Below are 21293 nucleotides of genomic sequence, written 5' to 3'. Positions count from 1 at the left end.
GCCGGCCGGCGGCGCCCGGACGCCGCCCAGCCCCGCCCCGCGCACCGGCGCCCGGCGGCCGCGCCGGCGTCGGCGCCGCGCCGCCCGCGCCTGACCGGCCGCGGCGGCATCCTGGTGATCTGCGCCGTGAGCTTCGCCGCGGCCCTGGCCGGCGGGCTGGCCGCGCGGGCGGAGATCAGCGGGGTGGCCTTCACGGCGGCCTGCGTGCTCGCCGCCCTCACCGTGCGGCCCACCGACCTGCTGTCGCTGACGGTGAGCCCGCCGCTGGCCTACTTCACGGCCGCGCTGGGCGCCGAGATGCTGCTGACGATCGGCGACGGCGGGTTCGCGCGCGGCGTGGCGATCGGCATGGCCGCCCACCTGGCCGATGTCGCCCCGTGGCTGTTCCTGGGCACCGCGCTGGTGCTGGTCATCGCGGTCTTCCGCGGGCTGCCGCGCAACGTGCGGGCGTTCAGCGACGAGGTCAACGGCCGCCGCCCGCGCACGGCCGCCGAGGACCGCGCCGAGCGCGACCGCGGCTAGCCGCCCGCACCACGCGGGCGCGGGCGGCCCGGAACGGGCGCCGCCACAAGCGGATCCGGCCATAAGCGGTCGGCCGGGTCAGCGGCGGATCGGCCCCGGGTCAGAAGGGGGTCTCGGAGTCGCGGGGGGTGTCGGGCGTGTTCTGCTCCATGGCGACGGCGAGCTTGGCGCGCGCGCCCTCCAGCCACTGCTCGCAGGTGACGGCGAGCCGCTCGCCGCGCTCCCACAGGGCCAGCGACTCCTTGAGGGTCAGCCCGCCCGCCTCCAGTCGCCGCACGACGGTGTCGAGTTCCTCGCGCGCCTGCTCGTAGCTCAACTCGGGTTCGGGCGTGTCGCCGTCCATGGGCTCCTGCGGGTCGGCGGTGTCGTTTGGGCTCTTCTTGGCGGCCACTGCGGTCCCCCTTCGACCGGTCGGCGGTGGTGTCCCGCCGGGCGGTCGGGTCGTAGACGGTTTCGGTCAGTTCACAATGCGCAGGCGGGCGCGTCCGCGCCTAGGTGTCGGCGGATGCGCCATCGGCGGGCTCGGCCGCCGGGGAGCCGTCGGCCGGGCCGGCCGGGCCGGTGTCATCGGCCGGGGTGCCGCCGGACGGACCGCCGGCAGGGTCCGCCGGGTCGGCCGGACCGACCGGCACCTGGTCGTCGGCGGAGCCGACCGCCTCGACCCTCACCTGGATGCTGTCCTCGGTGAACCGCACCCGCAGCGGGTCGCCCTCGGCGACGTCGGCGGCCGAGCGCACCACCGCGCCGTCGCCCCGCTGCACGATGGCGTAGCCGCGCGCGAGCGTGGTGGCGGGCGAGAGGGCGTGCAGGCGGGCGCGGGTGTGGGTGAGGTTGTCGCCCGCGCGGTCCAGGGCGGCGCCCATGCACCGCCGCGCGCGGTCGCGCAGGCCGGCGACCTGCTCGGTGAGGCGGTCGATCTCGCGGATCGGGCTGGCGAGGACGGGGCGGGAGCGCATGCCCGCCAGCCACGCCCGCTCGCGGTCGATGCCGCCGCGCAGCACCCGCCGGCCGCGGTCGCGCAACTGGCGGATGAGCTGGAGCTGCTCGCCCACGTCGGGCACGGTCTTCTTGGCGGCGTCGGTGGGGGTGGAGGCGCGGACATCGGCGACCAGGTCCAGCAGGGGGCTGTCCTGCTCGTGGCCGATGGCGCTGACGACGGGCGTGCGCGTGGCGGAGACGGCGCGCACCAGTGCCTCGTCGGAGAACGGCAGCAGGTCCTCCAGCGACCCGCCGCCCCGGGCGATGATGATGACGTCGACGTCGGGGTGGGCGTCCAACTCCTTGAGGGCGTTCATGACCTCGCCCACGGCGCGGTCGCCCTGGACCGCGACCTCGCGCACCTCGAACCGCACCGCCGGCCACCGCCGGCGGCCGTTCTCCAGCACGTCGCGCTCGGCGGCGGACTGCCGCCCGCAGATGAGCCCCACGGTTCCGGGCAGGAACGGCAGGGGCCGCTTGCGCGCCTCGGAGAACAGCCCTTCGGCGGCGAGCGTGGCGCGCAACTGCTCCAGCCGCGCCAGCAGTTCGCCCAGCCCGACGTGGCGGACCTCCAGCGCCAGCAGCGAGAAGGTGCCGCGCGCCACGTAGAAGTCGGGCTTGGCGTGCACAACCACCCGCGCCCCGGCCTCGGGCACGGGCGCGACGGCCTCCAGCACCCGCATGGGACACACCACCCGCGCCGACACGTTGGCCACGGGATCGCGCAGGGTCATGAAGACGGTCCCACCCCGCCGGTTCATCTCGGCGACCTGGCCCTCGACCCAGATCTTCCCCAGCCGCCCGATCCACCCCCCCACAGCCTGCATGACCACCCGCACAGGCTGCGGCGATTCGGCGGAACTCTCCATACCCATGCCAGCGAGCCTAGAACAGCCCACCGTCAGGACGGGCGAGCGGCGGCCGGCCTCCGTTCCGCCAAGGCGCCGGCGCGGCTAGCGTTCGCGGGGAAGGATTCCCCGTAGTTCCCGGGGAAGGATCCCCACGATCCGTACACCGACGCCGCGAGGACGCGAGGTGGTCCGCATGGCCGCGGAGAACCAGCCGGAGGACGGCCCCCGGCCGGCCCTGCCGGCCGATGTCGAGGACCTGCTCTTCGCCGTGGACCTGAAGCGCCTGGTCCGCGCGTCCCGGGACGGCGACGACAATGCCGTCCGGGAGATTCGGGAGATTCTGGAGGTGCGTGAGATTCGGGAACGCCGCACGGCCGATTAACGCCATTGTCCGACCTCGAGATCAAAGAACTGGCTGTTAGAATATTGATATCTCTTCTTTCTCCTGGACAGGGGTTCCCATGAAACTCACCTTGCTCGACAAAGACGGCAAGTCCGCCGATACCGCGTGCCCCTCCGTCTACCTCGCCGACACCGGCGAACTGGTCGTTCAGGGCCCCGAACTGGTGGGCGAGGACACCGGCCAACTCCAGAACCCCCTCCCCGGCGAGACCGCCGTGCGCATCTCCCCCGAGGTCGTGATCCGCGCGATCGAGAAGTACCAGCGGAACGGAGTCTAGAAATCAGGGCACCGCACGGGTCGGCAATCTCCTGGAGCGACGTCCAGAAACTGTTCGACGAGTTCGACTACACCGCTTACCGCCTGGAGACCCTCCAGCACTACGCCGCGGAGTACGAGAGCGAGGCGTTCGCCCGGTTCGCCGCGAGCGAGCGCGAGGGCGCCCCGCCGCCCTTGAGCGACACCGACTGGGGCGCGCGGGTCCGGGCCGCCACGGCGGAGGGGCGGCGGTTCGACCGCGTCCACGTCGTGGCCGAACCCCTGACCGACTACATCCGCTTCGAGTGCGCGTGGGGCTACCGGCGCAATTCCGCGGCCGGCGAGCGAATCCGCATCCTCCCCGTCAAGCAGGGCGAATGGCCCGAGGCAATCCCGGCGTTCGACTACTGGCTGTTCGACTCCCACAAACTGCTGCTGATGAACTACGCTGACGACGGTTCACTCGTCTCAACCGAAATCGTGGACGACCCCGCCGAAATCGTGCGCGCGAACGTCTGGCGCGACCGCGCCCTGCACCTGTCGATCCCGTTCACCGAATACGCCGCACAGTTCGACGACTACATGCGTCCACGCTGAAAGGCGGATATGGGCAGTCCCGGCAGCGGCCCTCCCGATCCCCCCGCCGGATCGGGTGGTATCACCGGCGGCCCGCACAACCGCGCGGAAGGCGGCGCGGGCGCCGTGGTCCAGGCCGGGGCCGTCCACGGCGGCATCCACATCACCCGTCCGGCGGGGACCGAGGCCCCCGTGCCCCGGCAGCTCCCCATGGCGGCGCCGGGGTTCGTCAACCGGCAGGCGGAACTCGCCCACCTGGACTCCCTGCTGCCGCCCGAAACCCCGCGGCCCGGGTCCGCCACCGCGCCGCCCGGCGCCGCCGTGGCCGTCTCCGCGATCGGCGGCGCCCCCGGCATGGGCAAGACCGCCCTCGCCCTGCACTGGGCGCACCGCGTACGCGACCGGTTTCCCGACGGCGACCTCTACGTCAACCTGCACGGGCACGGACCGGGGCCCCGCATGGACGCCTCCGCCGCGCTGGACTCCCTGCTGCGCGCGCTGGGTGTGCCCCCCGAGCGGATCCCGCCCGACCTCGACGGGCGGGCAGCCCTGTACCGCTCCCGCCTCGACCGAAGGCGCGTGCTCATCCTCATCGACGACGCCGTCGCCCCCGAGCAGGTGCGGCCGCTGCTTCCGGCGTCACCGACCTGCACCGTACTGATCACCAGCCGAAGCGCGCTCTCCGGCCTGGTCGCACGGGAAGGAGCGCGCCGGATGCGGCTGGACGCGCTGACCGCCGAGCAGTCCCTGGCCCTGCTCCGCGCCCACCTGGGGGCCCGGATCGACGCCGAGCCCGAGGCGGCGCGGGCCCTCGTCGACCACTGCGCGCGCCTGCCGCTGGCCCTGCGCATCCTCGCCGAGCGCCTGCTCGACCGCCCCGACACCCCGCTCAGCCACATCGCCGCGGAACTCGCCGCAGAGGACGAACGGCTCGACGCCCTGGGCCTCACCGGCGACGAACTCAGCGACGTCCGCTCGGTCTTCGCGGCCTCCTACCGCGCCCTGCCCGACGACGCCGCGCTGGTCTTCCGCCACCTCGGTGCGCACCCCGCCGGGGAGTTCACCACCCCGGTCGCCGCGGCCGTCACCAAAGTGCCGCTGCGGCGGGCCCGCGCCCTCGTCGAGCAGTTGGCGGGCGCCAGCCTGCTCCAGCGCGTCTCCCACGACCGCTACCGCATGCACGACCTGCTGCGGGTCTACGCCGCCGAGCGCTTCCACGCCGAGGAGCCGGAGGGCGGCGAGCGCGACGTCGTGGCGCGGGCGGCCGACTGGTACCTCGCCGCGCTGCGCAACGCCGTCGGGCGGACGACACCGCACTACCCTCCGGTCGACGCGGCGGGTGAGCCGCCGGCGGCACCACCGGACTTCGCGTCGGTGCAGGAGGCGCTGGCGTGGTTCTCCGCCGAGCACCGCAACATCGGCCGGGTCGCCCAGGCCGCCGCGCACCACCGCGTCTACGACCGCGCGTGGCGCCTTCCCGTCGCCGCCTATCCGCTGCTCGAACGCCAGCACCGCTGGAGTGAGTGGCACACGCTGACGACCACCGGGCTCGCCGCCGCACGCGCCGCCGGCGACCGGCGCGGCCAGGCCCGCAACCTGCTCGGCCTGGGCGATGTCGAAACGCTCCAGGGAAACCGCGAAACCGCTCTGGGGCACTACGCGGAGGTCCTCCAGGCGGGGCGTGCGGCCGATGACCCGTGGGTGGAGGGGTTCGCGCTGCGCCAGTTGGGCGCGCTGCGCTGGGAGCGCGACCAGGACCCCGCCGCGCCCGCGCTGCTCCAGGAGGCGCTGGCCGCCTTCCGCAGGGCGGGCGCGCGACGCGGCGCGGGGATGGTGCTGCTCAGCCTCGCCGAGTGCGAGCGCGCGCAGGGCCGCTTCGACACCGCGATCGAGCACTGCCGGGCGGCCGCCGCCGTCTTCACCGACATAGCCGACGCCTGGAGCACCGCCTGGGCCGGGCGCGCGCTCGCGTCCGTCCTGGCCGACGCGGGACGCCTCGACGAAGCCGTCACCGAGTACGGCTCGGCCATCGCGATCCTGCGCGAGGTCGGCAGCGGAGGCGCCGAGGCCCTCGCCCGGATCGGGCTTGGCGAGGCTTACGCGGCAATGGGCCGGCCCGAGCAGGCGCGCGCCCATCTGGGCGCCGCACTGGACTTCCTGCGTTCGGTGGAGGACCCCCGGGCCGACGAGGTCGAGGCGTCGTTGGCGCACCTCGACCCGCCGACGGCGCCGGACTGACCACGTCGGGGTGAGCCCGGGCCGGCCCGGGCTCACCGCTCGCGGCAAACGCCCGGAACCGGATCCACCGGCGCCGGGGCGCTGCCGTCCTTTGGTCTCTGGAAGGCCGTGCGGCGCGGTGTTAGCGTGGGGCGCGGTTTGTCCGGGCGTTTGGGAGGAGCGGGATGCGGCTCACTCTGCTGGCCAAGGATCCGCGTTCGGGGTCCCAGGGGTGTCCCTCGGTCTATGTCAGCGACACCGGGGAATTCGTCGTGCAGGGGGTGGAACTCTCAACGGCCGAGCAGGGCGGACTCCAGAACCCGCTGCCGGGCGAGACCGCCGTGCGCATCGACGCCGACACCGTGCTCCGGGCGGTCGAGGAGTACCGGCGCGGCCGGGGCTAGGAGCCCCGGAGCACCGGGCGGCTCAGTCCCCGGTCCAGGTGGCGGTGACCGACTTGGCGATTGCGGGGGCCTGGGCTCGGCCGGCTCGGGCGGCGGCGGCTCTGAAGGCGGGGTCCAGGGGGTTGCGGCCCATCTGGGCCTGGGCCGGGTCGTCGGGGGTGATCAGGTTCGTCCGCGCGTCCAGGTGGGCCAGGTCGTCGGCGGCGCTGGGGAGGGGGCCGGCGGTGCGGGTCGTGGGGGACAGCACCACCACGCGGTCGTAGCCGGCCGCCAGGTCGGCGTTGCACGAGGAGTGCAGGCCGCCGTCGATGTGGGGGCGGCCGTCGACCAGGGCCGGGGGCCACACGCCCGGCACCGCGCAACTGGCCATCACCGCGTCGACCAGCGGGACCCCTGAGCCGCGGTCGAACACGCGGCGCTCGCCGGTGTGGGCGTCCACGGCGGTGATCCACAGGTCGGCCTCGGGCCACTCGGTGGTGGGCAGGCGCGAGGTGATGATCCGGCGGCGCTCCTCCAGGGAGCTGACGGAGCGGGCGTGCCCCAGGCGGCCGATCCGGGCGCGGGCCCGGCGCGGGTCGCGCTCGGTGGTCAGCGCCCACACCCAGCGGGCCAGCGTGGACATCGGGAGTTTGGCCGCGACCTCGCCCTCGGCCGAGCGGAGTTGGCGGGCGTACAGGGTCTCCAGCGGGACACCCGAGGTGATCTGGGCGCCGACCACCGAGCCGGCCGAGGTGCCCACCACGGTGTCGGCGTCGGTGAGGTCCACGCCGGCGTCGCGCAGTCCGGCGAGGACCCCCAACTCCCAGGCGATCCCGGTGACCCCGCCGCCGCCCAGCACCAGTATCCGGCTCATCCCGGTCCCTTCCGCTCTCCGGCCGCGGACATCGCGGCCGGTGGCCACACTCCGGTCGGCCCGCCGGCACCGGCGGGCACCCGGCGTTCCCGCCGCCACCGGGCGGCGTCGGTCGCCGGCGGCGGCACCGCCGGGTCCGGCCGCCGATGCCTCCCATAGGCACTGCGACGCCTGCTCCAGATCCTCCGGCCGGCGGGCGCGGTACCGGTGTGTACCGGTCTACCGGCGGATGCGCCCGCCGATACCCGCCTGTGGCCCGGTGCCGGGCGGTTCGGATGGTCGGGACGGGCCGGCCGATCCGACGACCTTACGCCTCGCGTCGGCGCGGCGGGGTTTCGGCGCGGCGGGGGCGGCCTGGCCTACCGACCGGTTACTGCCCTTCGCTCTGGAGCTTGGCGATGCGGTTGTCGTACATCTTGATGAACTCCTGGCGCTCCCCGTGGGCGACCTCGTAGGCGCGCAGGTCGCGGACCTGGTCGATGGTGAGCTTGCGCAACCGCGCGCGCACCGAGGGCAGGGTCAGGGACTCGTAGCCGGGCACGGGCAGCTCGTCGGCGGCGGGGGCGGCGCGGCGGCGGGCCTCCTTGGCGGGGGCGTCGTCGGCGACCTGGGTGACGGCCTCGGCGGCGGCCAGCTCCTCGGCGACGGCGGCCTGCTCACCCGGATCGACGAGGTCCGCGTCCTTGGCGGCGGACTCGGCGGGCTCGGCTTCCCCGACGGGCTCGGCTTCCTTGGCGGGCTTGACGTCCTTGGCCGCCTCGGTGGGCTCGGCGGCCGCGGTTTGCGCGGGCGCCGCCTCCGCGGCGGCCGGCTCCTCCTCCTCGGGCTCCTTGGCGGGGGCCGAGGGGGAGGGAGTCGTCTCGGGCGGGCCGGCGGTGGGCGAGTCGACGGCGATCTCGGCGTCGGGGGCGTTCGCGGTGTCGGGCTTGTCTGTGGGGGCCAGGGGGCTCGTGCCCGCCGGCTGCTCGGCGGCGGGAGTCCCGGCGGCGGTCTCGCCGGCCGCGGGTTCCGCCTTGTTGCCGGCCGGTGCGGCCTCCGGACGGGCCTGGGCGGTCTGATTCCGCTGCCCGAAGATGCCCTTGACCCAGGACACTACCTTGCTGGCGATGGACGGATTCGACATGGGACTGGGGGCTCCTGAAGGTCTCGGCTGGGAGCGCGGCGGCGCTGGGTGCCCCTCGCCCCGCGCGGGCACGACCACCACGGCGGCTACCACCGCGTCATGGTGTTACACAGGTCAACCACAATAGGGGAGTAAGCGTCGCCGGAAGTGCGCCGATTGTGAATGGTTTCGCCCCGTCGCGACGCAAACGAGCGCTGACCGTTATCGGTAGGTCATCTAACCCCGCCACGGCCCGCGCCCTGCCCCGCCCTCCTTCCCGCCCGCCCCGCGCGGCCGCCCGCCCGCTCCCCGCCGGGTCCACCCCGATATGGCCCTTAGGATGGTCGTATGACTGCGTCGAACCGCCGCCGTGTCCTGCTCGCCAAGCCCCGGGGCTACTGCGCCGGGGTGGATCGCGCCGTCGTCACGGTCGAGAAGGCCCTGGAGCAGTACGGCGCCCCGATCTACGTCCGCAAGCAGATCGTGCACAACACCCACGTGGTCTCCACGCTGGAGAAGCGCGGCGCGATCTTCGTCGAGGAGACCGACCAGGTCCCCGAGGGCGCGATCGTGGTGTTCTCCGCGCACGGCGTGTCGCCGATGGTGCACGAGGAGGCCCAGCGCCGCCAGTTGAAGACCATCGACGCCACCTGCCCCCTGGTCACCAAGGTGCACAAGGAGGCCAAGCGCTTCGCCGCCGAGGACCGCGACATCATCCTGATCGGCCACACCGGCCACGAGGAGGTCGAGGGCACCAGCGGTGAGGCCCCCGACCACATCCAGATCGTGGACGGCCCCGACGAGGTCGACAAGGTCCAGGTCCGCAACCCCGACAACGTCTCGTGGCTGTCGCAGACCACCCTGTCGGTCGACGAGACCAACGCCACCGTCGACGCCCTGCGCAAGCGGTTCCCCAACCTGCTCGACCCGCCCAGCGACGACATCTGCTACGCCACCTCCAACCGCCAGGACGCCGTCAAGGCCATGGCGCCCGAGTGCGAGCTGGTCATCGTGGTGGGCTCGGACAACTCCTCCAACTCGGTGCGGCTGGTCGAGGTCGCCCTGGAGGCCGGCGCCGACAGCGCCCACCTCATCGACAACGCCGCGCTGATGGACGCGTCCTGGCTGGAGGGCGTCCAGACCGTGGGTGTCACCAGCGGCGCCTCGGTGCCCGACATCCTGGTGCAGGACCTGCTCGACCGCCTCGCCGGCTACGGCTACGGCGAGGTCACCGAGGTCGAGACCGCCCAGGAGAGCCTGACGTTCTCGCTGCCCAAGGAGCTGCGCCGCGACCTGCGGGCCGAGGCCGCCACCTGATCCGCCCGGCCGGTCCACCCGGCCGATCCGCCCGGCCCGGCGCTCCCGCGCCGGCCCCGCGACGCACCGCGCCCCGCCGCGACCGCAACGGTCGCCGCGGGGCGCTCGCGCTCGCACCGGACCGGCGGTGCGGCCCGGCCCGGCCGCACCGCCGGTGTGCGGCGGATCAGCGCTCGCGCTCGATGTACTGCTGGGCCTGCTCCTGCGCCGCCGCCCCGGGGTCGGCCGCGACGTCCTGGGCGCCCTGGGTGAACTCCCCGGCCGCCGCCTGGGCGTTCTCCAGGTCGGCGGCGGCGCCGGCGCTGGCCTCCTGGAGCGACTCCTGCGCGGTGCCCGCGGCGTCCACGGTGGCGCCCTCGGCCGCGCCCGCGAACTCCCCGGCGACGCCGGCCGCGTCCTGGGCGTTGCCCTCGGCCGACTGGAGGTACTCGCCCGCCATGCCGCCCGCGTCGTTGGCGGCGTCCTGGGCCGCGCCGGTGTAGTCCTGGGCGGTGCCCGCGGCCGCCTCGTGCAGGCCGTCGGAGGCGGCGGTGAACCCGCCGGTCGCCGACTCCGCGGCGCCGCCCAGAAGTCCCTTAAACCAGTCGATGATGTCGCCGAGCATCTGTAGTCAACTCCGTGCTGAAGGTTCGCTCACGCAAGGTGGCTGTTGGCTGGGTTATCGGCATACCCAGTCTCACGACGGAGACAGCCCGGTGACAGCGGAAAACACCCGCACCTTCTCACACCGTGATCGGGAACTCCCCGACCCGCCGGTATCAGGGGGTACCGGGGATGCCAGGAGGTTCAGTCCGTCGGCGCGGGCCGGCGCGGCTCCAGCCGCGACAGCAGCCCCGTGATGTCGTCGGCCAGCCGGCGCGCCTCGGCGTCGTCGCGGCGGATGACCTCGGTGACCGCCAGCAGCATGGCCCCGCTGACCACCATCAGCAGCGCCTCGTCCACCGGCTCGTCAGCCTTGCGGAACAGCGCGACGTTGCGGTCGGTCCACTGGCGCAGCCGCTCGCGCAGCTTGGAGTCGAACCCGGGCGGGCCGTCGCCGCTGAAGAAAAGCAGCGTGGTCTCGCGCTCCTCGATGCAGCCCTCCAGGTAGGCGCGCGCGGCGGTGTACATCAGCCGGGTGGGGTCGTTCTCGCCCCGGGCGCGGGCCTCGGCCACGGCGCGGTGGGTGCGGTCCTGCTGGCGCTGCTGGAACTCCTCGTACAGCGCGTGGTAGAGGTCGGCCTTGCCGGTGAAGTGGTGGTAGAGGCTCCCGACGCTGGCCCCGGCCTGCTCCACGACCTCGCTCACGCCCGCGCGGGCGAACCCCACCGTGCGGAACACGTGCGCGGCGGCCTTGAGCAGGGCGCTGCGCGTGGCCGCGCCTCGGTGGGAGGTCCGCACCGGCTTGTGCACCTTCTCGACAGTCAACCTCGGCCCTACCGTTCCTTTCGCTCGGCGCGCCAGCGGCCCGCCTAGGTCGACATTACGTCAGGTGATTACGCTTGTCCCAAAATCACCGACCGCCGCGGGCGAGACTCGCCCGGCTTGGAGAGGCTCACCGATGACCGATTCCACCGTCGCCCCGGGCTCCCCCGACGCGCCCGACCGCAACCTGGCGCTGGAACTCGTCCGGGTCACCGAGGCCGCGGCGCTGGCCGCCGCGCGCTGGGTGGGGCGCGGCGACAAGAACGGCGCCGACGGCGTGGCCGTGCGCGGGATGCGGCACATGATCAGCACGGTGTCCATGAACGGCACCGTGGTGATCGGGGAGGGCGAGAAGGACAACGCGCCGATGCTGTTCAACGGCGAGCGCGTGGGCGACGGCTCGGGTCCCGACTGCGACGTCGCCGTCGACCCCATCGACGGCACCCGGCTGACCGCCATGGGCATGCCCAACGCCGTCTCCGTGCTGGCGGTGGCGCCGCGCCACTCCATGTTCGACCCCTCCGCGGTGTTCTACATGGAGAAGCTGGCCACCGGGCCCGAGGCCGCCGACGTCGTGGACATCACCGCGCCCATCGCCGACAACGTCCGCGCCGTGGCCCGCGCCAAGGGCGCCACCCCCCAGGACGTCACCGTCGTCATCCTGGACCGCCCCCGCCACGAGGAGATCGTGCGCCAGGTCCGCGAGGCCGGCGCGCGCATCAAGTTCATCACCGACGGCGACGTCGCCGGCGCCATCATGGCGGCCCGCCCCGGCACCGGTGTGGACCTGCTGCTGGGGATCGGGGGCACCCCTGAGGGCATCATCTCCGCGTGCGCCATGAAGTGCCTGGGCGGCGTGATCCAAGGCCGGTTGTGGCCAACCGACGACGACGAGCGGCGCCGGGCCCTGGACGCCGGGCACGACCTGGACCGCGTGCTGACCACCGACGACCTGGTGTCGAGTGAGGACGTGTTCTTCGCCGCCACCGGGATCACCGACGGCGAACTGGTGGGCGGCGTGCGCTACGTGCCCGGCGGCGCCGTCACGGACTCCCTGGTCATGCGGGGCCGCAGCGGCACCGTGCGGCAGATCCGCAGCGAGCACCGGCTCGCCAAGCTGGCCGGCTACAGCGGCGTGGACTTCGGCGCGATCGCCGCCGCACGCTAACCCCCCGGGCAGCCCCCATGTCGCCCGAATGCCCTGTGGACAGGGCATTCGGGCAAAGCCCGCATTGGTACCTTCGTAGCGGATAAGCGTGATCCGACGGAGGTGCGATGTCCTACCCTGATCCCCCCAACCAGGGCCAGTGGGGAGCCCCGGGCGGCCAGTACCCGCCGCCTCCCCCGGGCCCGGGTTACGCGCCGGCGCCGGGCCCCCCGCGCCGCGCCGGCCGCGTCTGGCTGGTCCCGGTGGCCGCCGGCCTGGGCGTGGTGCTCATGGCCACCACCGTGTGGGCGGCCAACACCGTGGTGCGCGACGCCTTCGTCGGCCCCGACCCCGCCACCGTGCTGCCCGGGTCTGCCATGGTGTTCGCCGAGCTGAACCTCCAGCCCAACGGCGGCCAGCTCGCCAACTACGCGCAGTTCGCCGAGCGCCTGCCCGACACCGTCCGCGACGAGATCGACCCCGAGGCCGACCCCGCCCAGGAGGTCGTCGACGGCATGATCGAGAGCCTGGGCGTCGACATGACCTACGAGGCCGACTTCGAGCCCTGGCTGGGCCAGCGCTTCGGGGTGGCCCTGTGGCAGCCCGCCAACGAGAACGCCGCCGTCGACGGCACCGGCCCCGCCGTGGCGATCGCCCTGGCCTGCGAGGACGCCGACGCGGCCGACGCCGCCCTGCGCGAGTTGCAGACCCAGACCGAACTCCACTTCGAGGTCCGCGACGACTTCGCGCTGCTCACCCCCACCCCCGAGACCCTGGCCGACCTCGACCACCAGGTCGACTCCGCCGGCACGCTGGCCGACAACGCCACCTACACCGGCGACATGGACGCCATCGGCGGCGACACCGTGGCCTCGGCCTGGACCGACCTCGGCGCGCTGGCCGCCGCCATGGCCGAGACCGAGTCCTCGCCCTACGGCGGCTACGACGAGTTCGGCTCCCCCGTGGAGCCCGCCGTCCCGCTGGAGACCTACGAGAACGTCAGCGGGCGCATGGCCGTGGGGCTGACCATCGAGAGCAGCTACGTCGAACTGCGCGGCGACACCTTCGAGGTCTCGGCCGACGGGATCTCCATGGCCGACTACGACATCCCCGACCCCGGCCTGGACCACCTGGGCAACCTCCCCGACGACACCGTGCTCGCCATGGGCGGCACCGGCCTGGACTCCCTGATCGCCCAGGGCTACGAGGACGCCCCCGACGACTTCTCCGACTTCGAGAGCGCCATGTCCGACCTCGGCCTGACCATGCCCGACGGCATGACCAGCGTCCTGGGCACCCAGACCGCGCTCGGGTTCACCGACCTCGGCGGGTCGGTCGACGACTTCTTCGGCGGCACGAGTTCGGCGCCGTCCTTCCAGTACCGCGCCGAGGGCGCCGACACCGCCGCGCTGGAGGAGGCCGTGACCCAACTGTGGGCGGGTTCCTACGACTCCCCGCCGGGGGTCAACGGCGACGGTTCGGCCGTGGTCGTGACCTCGGGGTCGACCGGCACCGGCCGGCTGGGCGACGACCCGCTGTACCAGCAGGCCATGGAGGGCACCGAGGACGCCCACATGGGGATGTTCGTGGACCTGGAGCCGCTGATGGCCGAGGCCGGCGAGCACGCGCCCGAGCAGTGGGGCGTGCTGGGCGGCTCGGTGGGGTTCACCCAGGAGTCGATGTCGGTGCGGGCGCGCTGGGCGCCCAACGGCGGCCAGTGAGCCGGGCCGGCCGGGCGCACCCGGCCGGCCGTTTCTCCCGGGGGGGGGGGGCCCGCGCCCCCCCCCCCCGGGGGGGGGGGCGCCGGGGGGGCCCCGTGTCCGCGGGGCGGCGGGGCCCCCCGGGGCGGGCTTTTCCGCGGGGGGGGGGGGCCCCCCCCCCCCCCCCCCGGTCCGCCCGGCCCGCCGGAGGTACCCGGCGGGCGGGGCGGATGAGCGGGTCAGTCGATGAGGCGCCGCCGCATCTGCACCACCGCCAGCAGCCACATCACCGCGACGAACACCAGCAGCGCCGCGAAGTGGCCGAGGTCGCGCAGCGGCTCGATGCCGAAAGCCGTGGCCCGCACCAGCTCCACGCAGTGGTACAGCGGGTTGATGCGCGCCACCACCTGCGCCCAGGCGGGCAGGGAGTCGATCGGGAAGAACGTGCCGGCGATCAGGTAGAGCGGCGTGATGACCCCGGAGATGATGTAGTCCATCGTCTTGATCGAGGGCACTACCGCCGACAGCCACACCCCGGTCAGCGCGAACCCGAACCCGGTCACGAACGCGATGAGGGGCACCAGCAGCATGGCCGGCGAGGCCGGCAGCCCGAACCCGATCGCCACCAGCAGCGGCGCGCAGCCGTAGACGCCGGCCTTGCACGCGATCCAGGTGGCCTCGCCGGTGACGAGTTCGCGCACGTCCACCGGCGCGGCGAGCATGCCGTCGTAGGTGTGCTGGAAGACCCGCCGCACGAAGGTGTCGATCAGCCCGGGGAACATCGAGGTGAACAGCACCGAGGTGGCCACGATGCCGGTGCCCAGGAACTCGATGTAGTCGTAGCCGCCGATCGCGCCGATCAGCGACCCCAGGCCCACGCCGAAGGCCAGCAGCATGATGACGGGTTCGGCCACCGCCGCGAAGGTGGTGGGCCGCCAACTGCGGCGGTACAGCGCCCACTCGCGCGCCAGCACACCGGCCACGGGCGCGAACTCGAACCGGCGCGGCGGTGCGGGCGGCGAAGGGGCGGCCGCGCGGGTGTCGGTGTCGAGGGTCATTCCACACGCTCCCCGGTCAGGGTGACGAACACGTCTTCGAGGTTGCCGGCGCGGGCCAGGCCGGTGCCGAGTTCGGCGCGCAGGGGGTCGGGCAGCTCGCCGGGGCGCAGCACCGACAGGGTGGGGCCGGTGCGCCGCACGGCCACGCCGGCGGCGCGCAGCCGGGACTCCACGCCGTCGCCGGGGTCCGCCGGCGGCACCAGGTACTCCTCGACGGTGTCGCCGGCGTGGCGGGCGATGAGGTCGGCCGGCGCGCCCTGGGCGACCACGCGGCCCTTGGCCATGAGCGCCACGACGTCGGCCAGGCGTTCGGCCTCCTCGATGTAGTGGGTGGACATCAGCACCGTGACGCCCTCGGCCCGCAGGGCGGTGATCAGGCCCCAGAGGTCCTGGCGGACCTGGGGGTCCAGCCCCACGGTGGGTTCGTCCAGCAGCACCAGCCGGGGCCGGTGCACCAGCCCGCGCGCGATGAGCAGGCGGCGCCGCATGCCGCCCGAGAGCTTGTCGGTGCGGTCGTGGCGGCGGTCGGCCAGGTGCGCCAGCCTCAACGCGCGTTCGACGGCCTCGGGCCGCTGGGCGCGCGGCACGCGGTAGAGGTGGGTGAACACCTCCAGGTTCTCCTGGACGGTCAGCTCCTCGTCGAGGTTGTCGTGCTGGGGCACCACGCCCATGGCCGCGCGGGCGCGCTTGGAGGCGCGCGGCACCGGGTGGCCCAGCACGCTGATCTCGCCGGAGGTGGCCAGGCACTGCGCGGTGAGCATGCGCATGGTGGTGCTCTTGCCGGCGCCGTTGGGACCCAGCAGGCCGAACACCACCCCGGAGGGGACCCGGAGGTCCAGGCCGTTGACGGCGGTGAACGAGCCGAAGCGCTTGACCACGCCGCGCAGCTCGATGGCCGGCGGCGCCGAGGGGTCGGGCGCGGGTCCGTGGGTGGCCGGCCGGCGCGCGGTGGAGGTGGAGCTGTGCTGCCCGGGTTGCGACATGCGATCACCGTAGGGTCGCCGGACGCGAATTCTCCACCGCTTTTCCCGTGCCTGTGGACAACCCTGCCTGTGGACGGCTTCGGCGACGCCCCGCCTGCTCGGGGCCGCGCCGCTTCCGCGCCGCCGTGCACAGGCCCGCTTTCCGGACCTGTGCGCGGCGCGCCCAGCGGCTACCGTGGAGGCGTGAACGACGGCCCGACCCCCGCCCGCCTGCGCGCCTCCAACGCCGACCGCGAACGCGTGGTCGAGGCGCTGCGCGCGGCCGCGGCCGACGGCCGGCTCGACCTCGCGGAGTTCGAGGAGCGCGTCGACCGCGTGTACCGGGCCCGCACCCTCGGCGAACTGCCCGCCGCCCTCGCCGACCTGCTCCCGCCCGACCGGCAGCCCCTCCAACTCGACGAGCGCCCGCTGGTGGCGATGTTCACCACGCTGCGCCGCGCCGGCCGGTGGGTGGTGCGCCCCACCGAGCCCGCCGCGGCGGTCGGCGGCACCCTCGAACTCGACCTGCGCGAGGCCCTGCTGGTGCGCGGGCACGTGCGCATGCCGGTGCTGTGCGTCTTCGGCCGCGTCCTGATCACCGTGCCCGAAGGCGTCGAGGTCCGCATGCGCGGCCGGTCGCTGCTGGGCCGGCGCACCACCGCCGTGCGGCCGCCGCGCCGCGCCGACGCGCCCGTGCTGGAGGTCTCGGGCTTCTCGCTGCTGGGCACGGTGCGGGTGCGCCCGCCGCGCCGGGCGCGGGGCCGGCTGCCCTGGCGGCGCCGCCGCGCCGCGCTGGAGTGATCCGCGCCTCCCCGCGCGCGGCCGCCACAGCCCGCCCCCGCCCTGACCGGCGAACCCGCAGGCGGGGGCGCCGGGGTTGCCGCGCGCGGCGCTCGCCGGGTCTGGCAGTCTGTGGTTCAGGTTCCTGTGGAGGTGTCTTACAGCAATGAGCGAATTCCGCATCGAGCACGACTCGATGGGCGAGGTCAAGGTCCCCGCCGAGGCCAAGTGGCGCGCGCAGACCCAGCGGGCCGTGGAGAACTTCCCGATCTCCGGCCAGGGCATCGAGCACGCCAACATCGCGGCCCTGGGCCACATCAAGGCGGCGGCGGCCAAGGTCAACGCCGAGTTGGGCGTGATCCCCGAGGACCTGGCCAAGGCCGTCCGCGAGGCCGCCCTGGAGGTCGCCGAGGGCCGGTGGAACGCCGAGTTCCCCATCGACGTGTTCCAGACCGGCTCGGGCACGTCCAGCAACATGAACACCAACGAGGTCGTGGCCACCCTGGCCAGTGAGCGGCTGGGCGCCCCCGTGCACCCCAACGACCACGTCAACGCCTCGCAGTCCTCCAACGACGTCTACCCGTCGTCGATCCACATCGCCGCTACCTCGGCGCTGGTCAACGACCTCGTTCCGGCGCTGCGGCACCTGGAGGCCGCGCTGTCGGCCAAGGCCGAGGAGTTCGCCACCGTCGTCAAGAGCGGGCGCACCCACCTCATGGACGCCACGCCGGTGACGCTGGGCCAGGAGTTCGCCGGCTACGCCGCGCAGGTGCGCTACGGCGTGGAGCGCGTTGAGGCCACCCTGCCGCGCGTGGCCGAGCTGCCGCTGGGCGGCACCGCCGTGGGCACCGGCATCAACACCCCCGAGGGCTTCGCCGAGCGGGTCATCGCCGAGATCGCCGCGGCCACCGGCCTGCCGCTGACCGAGGCGCGCGACCACTTCGAGGCCCAGGGCGCCCGCGACGGCCTGGTGGAGCTGTCGGGCCAACTGCGCACGATCGCGGTCGGGTTCGTCAAGATCGCCAACGACATCCGGTGGATGGGCTCGGGCCCGCGCACCGGCCTGACCGAAATCCTGCTGCCCGACCTCCAGCCGGGCTCCTCGATCATGCCGGGCAAGGTCAACCCGGTGCTGTGCGAGGCGATGCTCCAGGTGTCCTCGCAGGTGGTGGGCAACGACGCGGCGGTGGCCTTCGGCGGCTCGGCCGGCAACTTCGAGCTGAACGTGCAGCTTCCGATGATCGCCCGCAACGTGCTGGAGTCGATCCGGCTGCTGGCCAACGTCTCGCGGGTCTTCGCCGACCGCTGCGTGGCGGGCATCGAGGCCAACGTGGAGCGCTGCCGCGAGTACGCGGAGTCCTCCCCCTCCATCGTCACCCCGCTCAACCGCTACATCGGCTACGAGGAGGCCGCCAAGGTCGCCAAGCAGTCGCTGGCCGAGCGCAAGACCATCCGCGAGGTGGTGCTGGAGCGCGGCTACGTCGCCGACGGCAAGCTCACCGAGGCCCAACTGGACGAGGCCCTGGACGTGCTGCGGATGACCAACTCGCAGTGAGGCCGGTGAGGTCCGGGTAGGGCCGGCGGGGCCGGCGCGCGACGCGGGAGGGGGCCGGGCGACCGGCCCCCTTCGACTGCGCCGGGCAGCGCCGGCCCGCGCCCGGTTGCGGTCAGCGCCCCGCGAACGCTCGATCCCGGCGCGGCCCGCTGAGTACCCTGCTGGAGTACCCCTTCCCCCGGAGAGGCGCCCTGATGGCACTTGACAGCGGCGAGCACGCGCGCACGGTCGCCGGCCGCTACCTCCTCCAGCGCGAACTGGGCCGCGGCGGCATGGGCGTGGTCTGGCAGGCGCTGGACACCGGCCTGGAGCGCACCGTCGCCGTCAAGGAGGTCCTGCTGCCGGGGCACCTCACCGAGGCCGAGCGCGCCGACGCCCACGCGCGGGTGCGCCGCGAGGCCCAGACGGCGGCGCGGGTGTCGCACCCCTCGGTCATCACCATCCACGACGTGTTCGACTTCGAGGGGCACCCCTGGGTCGTCATGGAGCTGATCCGGGGCCGCTCCCTCCAGGAGGAGATCGGCCGCACCGGTCCGCTGCCGCCCGAGCGCGCGGCGGCGGTCGCCGGGGCGCTGCTGGAGGCGGTGCGCGCCGCGCACGCCAACGGGGTGGTGCACCGCGACATCAAGCCGGGCAACGTCATGCTCGGCGAGGGCGACCGGGTGGTGCTCACCGACTTCGGCATCGCGACCATGGAGGGCGGCGCCTCCATCACCCGCACCGGCGCGCTGGTCGGCTCGCCGGAGTACATGTCGCCCGAGCGGCTGCGCAGCGAGCAGGCCACCCCCGCCTCGGACCTGTGGAGCGTGGGGGTGACCCTCTATACCGCGCTGAACGGGGAGTCGCCGTTCCGCCGCGACTCCATCACGGCGGCGATCGCGGCGGTGCTGTCGGCGCCGCTGCCCCCGCTGTCCTTCGCCGGGCCGCTGGCGCCGGTGGTGGCGGGGCTGCTGGAGCGCGATCCCGCCGCCCGGCTCACCGCCGACGCCGCGCTGGAGCTGCTGCGCGGCTCCGGCGCCGCGAGCCGGACGGCGACCGGCCCGCACGCCCCCGCCGGCTCGGCCACCGGCCCGCGCACCGGGGTGTGGGCGGCGGGCGGCGCGGCCCCGGGCGCCGCCGGGTACCCCTCCGGTCCGCACACCCCGCCCCCCGCAGGGCGGCTGGGCTCCGACACCCCCCACCCCTCCGGGCCGTCCGGTCCCTCCGGCCCCCGGGGGGCGCCCTTCGGCGGCGCCGCACCGCCCCCGGGGCACCCCGGCCCGACCACCCCGCACCCCTACGGCGGACCCACCACGCCCCACCCCCACGGCGGCCCGGCCACGCCGCGCCCCTACGGCGGGCCGGCCACCCCGCACCCCTCCGGCCCGCACACCCCGCCCCCGGGCCACGCCGGCCAGGGGCCCGCGACCCTGCCCGACGCCCGGCGCCGCCGGGGCGACGCCGGGGTGCCGGTGGCCATCGTCGCCGGCGCGCTGATCCTGGTGGTGGTGCTGGTGGTGGCGGTGGTGCTGGTCACCCGCGACTGGACCCGCTACGAGACCTTCCGGTCGTCCTGGTACACCGTGGACTACCCCGCCGAGTGGTCGGTGGACGACACCGCGATCAGCGACGACGCCTACGTGCGGTTCGAGCCCGACGGCGACCACCTGCTCTACGTCGACGGCTGGGTCAACGGCTCCGCCGACCCCGACACCAGCTACGGCTGGATCGAGGCCGACCACCGGGAGTTCCAGGAGGACCCCAAGGTGTCGGACTACCAGGCGCTGGAGATGACCGAGGTCGACGGCGGCGGCTTCTCCGCCGAGTGGGACGTCGCCCGCTGGCAGGCGGAGTTCAGCCACGAGGACTGGCCCACGCCGCGCCGCTACTTCGCCACCCACCTGGTGACCATCGGCGAGGAGACCTACGCGGTGACCATCAACGTCCCCGCCGACCACCGGGACGACTACGAGGCCGTCTACGAGCGCGCGGTGGAGTCCTTCGCGCCCCGCTGACCGCCGGAGCCCGCGCCGCGCCCCCGGCGGGCCCCCGAACGCGCGGACGCCCGGCGGGTGGCCCCGCCGGGCGTCCGGACGCGTCGGTCGGCGCGCGCCCGCGCGCCGGTGTCGGCCGCTAGTACCAGCCGTTGGCCTGGGAGTGCGCCCACGCCTCGCACGGCGAGCCGTAGCGGTCCTGGATGTAGCCCAGGCCCCACTCGATCTGGGTGGCCGGGTTGGTCTGCCAGTCGGAGCCGGCGGTGGCCATCTTGCTGCCGGGCAGCGCCTGCGGGATGCCGTAGGCCCCCGAGCTGGGGTTCTCGGCGCTGGGGTTCCAGCCGCTCTCCTTCTCCCAGAGGGGCTCCAGGCAGGAGGAGAACTGGTCGGCGCCCCAGCCGTAGTCGGCGAGCATGCCCTGGGCGATGGCCTTGGGGTCGCCGGCGGGCACGCTGGCTCCGCCGCCGGAGGAGTCGCCCGTGTCCTCGGGCTCGGGCTCCTCCTCCTTCTGCTCCTCCTCGGTGGTGGCCGACCCGCTCACCGGGCCGGCGACCTCCTCGATCTGGTCGCGCACCTGGTCGCGCTGCTGCTGGAGCTGGGAAGGGGACACTTCCTGGGCGCCGGCGAAGAAGTCGGGGGAGCCTGCCGCGTCGGGGACCACGGCCGTGGCGGTGTCCTCCGGGCCGGCGCTCTGGTCGGCGAAGGCCGTGAGGGTGAAGGCCGCGCCGGCGACCACCGCCGCCGAGCCGACACCGGCGGCGACGCGCAGCGAGATCCGGTTGAGTAGCAAGAACTGCCCTTTCGTCAGTCGCGCATCCGGCGGCGCGTGCGCGATCGACCTGAATTGCCCTGGGGTGGCTGATGAATTCGGGGGAAGGCGAGGTGCGGGTCCTGCGGACCGCCGGCCGGGCTCGCCTGCGAAGGGCCGGTACGCGGACGCCGGGGGCAAAGGAAGCGTCACGCGCGCCCCAAGGGCTCCTTACACAACGGGAACCACCTTGCCGCATGATCACGACTGGGTAACTCGTTTTGGCGAGTGAGCTGTTTCACATTACCGACGGTTACCGCGAAACAGGACATAGCCCCACGATCCCCATCAGCGCGCCAACCAGGCGTGCGACCCGTCCGCCCCGGTCGGCGCGACGCCGCCGCGGACACGCTGCGTGCGCGGTGGCCGCGCCGCCCTGGCCGTGGCATCGTTCACTCACGCGACGCCGCCGGCCGGCGCCGGCGCCG

21 protein-coding genes are annotated in these 21293 nt (G+C 74.3%); 12 read left to right on the top strand and 9 right to left on the bottom strand.

What is annotated here, in order from left to right:
- The coding region (locus LG943_RS17020; protein WP_270073271.1) for a DUF6542 domain-containing protein at positions 1-522 on the top strand (522 nt) is incomplete at its 5' end.
- Positions 523-622: 100 nt separating this feature from the next.
- On the opposite strand, the gene LG943_RS17015 is transcribed toward LG943_RS17020, so the two are convergent.
- Both LG943_RS17015 and xseA read right to left on the bottom strand, forming a co-directional pair.
- Positions 623-865, bottom strand: coding sequence for an exodeoxyribonuclease VII small subunit (locus LG943_RS17015; protein WP_270073282.1), 243 nt, complete (start codon positions 863-865; stop codon positions 623-625).
- 148 nt (positions 866-1013) lie between these two features.
- Positions 1014-2375 (bottom strand): exodeoxyribonuclease VII large subunit, encoded by a 1362-nt coding sequence (gene xseA, locus LG943_RS17010; protein WP_270073270.1) that lies wholly within the window; start codon positions 2373-2375, stop codon positions 1014-1016.
- Positions 2376-2544: 169 nt separating this feature from the next.
- Between xseA and LG943_RS17005 the strand changes: the two genes are divergently transcribed.
- The 5 genes from LG943_RS17005 (at position 2545) to LG943_RS16985 (ending at position 6206) form a co-directional block, all read left to right on the top strand.
- Positions 2545-2733, top strand: coding sequence for a hypothetical protein (locus LG943_RS17005; RefSeq protein WP_270073269.1), 189 nt, complete (start codon positions 2545-2547; stop codon positions 2731-2733).
- A gap of 79 nt (positions 2734-2812) precedes the next feature.
- Positions 2813-3031: a hypothetical protein gene (locus tag LG943_RS17000; protein WP_270073268.1), complete on the top strand. Its 219-nt coding sequence runs from the start codon at positions 2813-2815 to the stop codon at positions 3029-3031.
- Between the two features lie 2 nt (positions 3032-3033).
- Positions 3034-3606 carry a DUF6879 family protein gene (locus LG943_RS16995; protein WP_333486384.1) on the top strand — a complete coding sequence of 191 codons (573 nt, stop codon included), beginning with the start codon at positions 3034-3036 and terminating at the stop codon, positions 3604-3606.
- Positions 3607-3711: 105 nt separating this feature from the next.
- Positions 3712-5823 (top strand): ATP-binding protein, encoded by a 2112-nt coding sequence (locus tag LG943_RS16990; protein ID WP_270073266.1) that lies wholly within the window; start codon positions 3712-3714, stop codon positions 5821-5823.
- 164 nt (positions 5824-5987) lie between these two features.
- Entirely contained in the window at positions 5988-6206 is a 219-nt protein-coding gene (locus LG943_RS16985; RefSeq protein ID WP_270073265.1) for a hypothetical protein, read from the top strand.
- A 22-nt stretch (positions 6207-6228) separates the two neighbouring features.
- On the opposite strand, the gene LG943_RS16980 is transcribed toward LG943_RS16985, so the two are convergent.
- Together LG943_RS16980 and LG943_RS16975 are read right to left on the bottom strand one after the other, a co-directional pair.
- Complete coding sequence (locus LG943_RS16980) at positions 6229-7059, bottom strand: patatin-like phospholipase family protein (protein WP_270073264.1); 831 nt, start codon at positions 7057-7059, stop codon at positions 6229-6231.
- 370 nt (positions 7060-7429) lie between these two features.
- A complete protein-coding gene (locus tag LG943_RS16975) occupies positions 7430-8182 on the bottom strand; it encodes a hypothetical protein (protein WP_270073263.1) in 753 nt (250 codons plus the stop codon).
- 327 nt (positions 8183-8509) lie between these two features.
- Between LG943_RS16975 and LG943_RS16970 the strand changes: the two genes are divergently transcribed.
- Entirely contained in the window at positions 8510-9478 is a 969-nt protein-coding gene (locus LG943_RS16970; protein WP_270073262.1) for a 4-hydroxy-3-methylbut-2-enyl diphosphate reductase, read from the top strand.
- A 166-nt stretch (positions 9479-9644) separates the two neighbouring features.
- On the opposite strand, the gene LG943_RS16965 is transcribed toward LG943_RS16970, so the two are convergent.
- Both LG943_RS16965 and LG943_RS16960 read right to left on the bottom strand, forming a co-directional pair.
- Positions 9645-10082 (bottom strand): hypothetical protein, encoded by a 438-nt coding sequence (locus LG943_RS16965; RefSeq protein ID WP_270073261.1) that lies wholly within the window; start codon positions 10080-10082, stop codon positions 9645-9647.
- 182 nt (positions 10083-10264) lie between these two features.
- On the bottom strand, positions 10265-10885 hold the full coding sequence (locus LG943_RS16960; protein WP_270073260.1) for a TetR/AcrR family transcriptional regulator: 621 nt from the start codon (positions 10883-10885) through the stop codon (positions 10265-10267).
- A gap of 133 nt (positions 10886-11018) precedes the next feature.
- On the opposite strand from LG943_RS16960, the gene glpX reads away from it, so the two are divergent.
- Both glpX and LG943_RS16950 read left to right on the top strand, forming a co-directional pair.
- Positions 11019-12050, top strand: a complete 1032-nt coding sequence (gene glpX, locus LG943_RS16955) for a class II fructose-bisphosphatase (protein WP_270073259.1) — start codon at positions 11019-11021, stop codon at positions 12048-12050.
- A 107-nt stretch (positions 12051-12157) separates the two neighbouring features.
- Positions 12158-13750, top strand: a complete 1593-nt coding sequence (locus LG943_RS16950; RefSeq protein WP_270073258.1) for a DUF3352 domain-containing protein — start codon at positions 12158-12160, stop codon at positions 13748-13750.
- Positions 13751-13968: 218 nt separating this feature from the next.
- On the opposite strand, the gene LG943_RS16945 is transcribed toward LG943_RS16950, so the two are convergent.
- Together LG943_RS16945 and LG943_RS16940 are read right to left on the bottom strand one after the other, a co-directional pair.
- Positions 13969-14787: an ABC transporter permease gene (locus LG943_RS16945; RefSeq protein WP_270073257.1), complete on the bottom strand. Its 819-nt coding sequence runs from the start codon at positions 14785-14787 to the stop codon at positions 13969-13971.
- A complete protein-coding gene (locus LG943_RS16940) occupies positions 14784-15665 on the bottom strand; it encodes an ABC transporter ATP-binding protein (protein ID WP_270073281.1) in 882 nt (293 codons plus the stop codon). The genes LG943_RS16945 and LG943_RS16940 overlap by 4 nt, the downstream gene beginning before the upstream one ends.
- A 288-nt stretch (positions 15666-15953) precedes the next feature.
- Between LG943_RS16940 and LG943_RS16935 the strand changes: the two genes are divergently transcribed.
- The 3 genes from LG943_RS16935 to LG943_RS16925 all read left to right on the top strand — a co-directional run bounded on the left by LG943_RS16935 (position 15954) and on the right by LG943_RS16925 (position 20078).
- Positions 15954-16550: a DUF1707 SHOCT-like domain-containing protein gene (locus LG943_RS16935; RefSeq protein WP_270073256.1), complete on the top strand. Its 597-nt coding sequence runs from the start codon at positions 15954-15956 to the stop codon at positions 16548-16550.
- Between the two features lie 145 nt (positions 16551-16695).
- Positions 16696-18084 (top strand): class II fumarate hydratase, encoded by a 1389-nt coding sequence (locus LG943_RS16930; protein WP_270073255.1) that lies wholly within the window; start codon positions 16696-16698, stop codon positions 18082-18084.
- A gap of 194 nt (positions 18085-18278) precedes the next feature.
- Complete coding sequence (locus tag LG943_RS16925; protein ID WP_270073254.1) at positions 18279-20078, top strand: serine/threonine-protein kinase; 1800 nt, start codon at positions 18279-18281, stop codon at positions 20076-20078.
- Between the two features lie 118 nt (positions 20079-20196).
- On the opposite strand, the gene LG943_RS16920 is transcribed toward LG943_RS16925, so the two are convergent.
- Complete coding sequence (locus LG943_RS16920; RefSeq protein WP_270073253.1) at positions 20197-20847, bottom strand: aggregation-promoting factor C-terminal-like domain-containing protein; 651 nt, start codon at positions 20845-20847, stop codon at positions 20197-20199.
- Between the last annotated feature and the right edge of the window lie 446 nt (positions 20848-21293).

It is taken from the genome of Streptomonospora mangrovi (assembly GCF_027604915.1).
Classification (GTDB): domain Bacteria; phylum Actinomycetota; class Actinomycetes; order Streptosporangiales; family Streptosporangiaceae; genus Streptomonospora; species Streptomonospora mangrovi.
Note: the sequence above shows the minus strand (reverse complement) of the source record. Positions and strands in the feature narration are given on the sequence as shown.

What these genes read in the sequence shown, in the direction of transcription:
- LG943_RS17015 (WP_270073282.1), bottom strand. Translation starts at nt 865, where the DNA reads ATGGACGGCGACACGCCCGAACCCGAGTTGAGCTACGAGCAGGCGCGC.
- xseA (WP_270073270.1), bottom strand. Translation starts at nt 2,375, where the DNA reads ATGGGTATGGAGAGTTCCGCCGAATCGCCGCAGCCTGTGCGGGTGGTC.
- LG943_RS17005 (WP_270073269.1), top strand. Translation starts at nt 2,545, where the DNA reads ATGGCCGCGGAGAACCAGCCGGAGGACGGCCCCCGGCCGGCCCTGCCG.
- LG943_RS17000 (WP_270073268.1), top strand. Translation starts at nt 2,813, where the DNA reads ATGAAACTCACCTTGCTCGACAAAGACGGCAAGTCCGCCGATACCGCG.
- LG943_RS16985 (WP_270073265.1), top strand. Translation starts at nt 5,988, where the DNA reads ATGCGGCTCACTCTGCTGGCCAAGGATCCGCGTTCGGGGTCCCAGGGG.
- LG943_RS16980 (WP_270073264.1), bottom strand. Translation starts at nt 7,059, where the DNA reads ATGAGCCGGATACTGGTGCTGGGCGGCGGCGGGGTCACCGGGATCGCC.
- LG943_RS16975 (WP_270073263.1), bottom strand. Translation starts at nt 8,182, where the DNA reads ATGTCGAATCCGTCCATCGCCAGCAAGGTAGTGTCCTGGGTCAAGGGC.
- LG943_RS16970 (WP_270073262.1), top strand. Translation starts at nt 8,510, where the DNA reads ATGACTGCGTCGAACCGCCGCCGTGTCCTGCTCGCCAAGCCCCGGGGC.
- LG943_RS16965 (WP_270073261.1), bottom strand. Translation starts at nt 10,082, where the DNA reads ATGCTCGGCGACATCATCGACTGGTTTAAGGGACTTCTGGGCGGCGCC.
- glpX (WP_270073259.1), top strand. Translation starts at nt 11,019, where the DNA reads ATGACCGATTCCACCGTCGCCCCGGGCTCCCCCGACGCGCCCGACCGC.
- LG943_RS16950 (WP_270073258.1), top strand. Translation starts at nt 12,158, where the DNA reads ATGTCCTACCCTGATCCCCCCAACCAGGGCCAGTGGGGAGCCCCGGGC.
- LG943_RS16945 (WP_270073257.1), bottom strand. Translation starts at nt 14,787, where the DNA reads ATGACCCTCGACACCGACACCCGCGCGGCCGCCCCTTCGCCGCCCGCA.
- LG943_RS16930 (WP_270073255.1), top strand. Translation starts at nt 16,696, where the DNA reads ATGAGCGAATTCCGCATCGAGCACGACTCGATGGGCGAGGTCAAGGTC.
- LG943_RS16925 (WP_270073254.1), top strand. Translation starts at nt 18,279, where the DNA reads ATGGCACTTGACAGCGGCGAGCACGCGCGCACGGTCGCCGGCCGCTAC.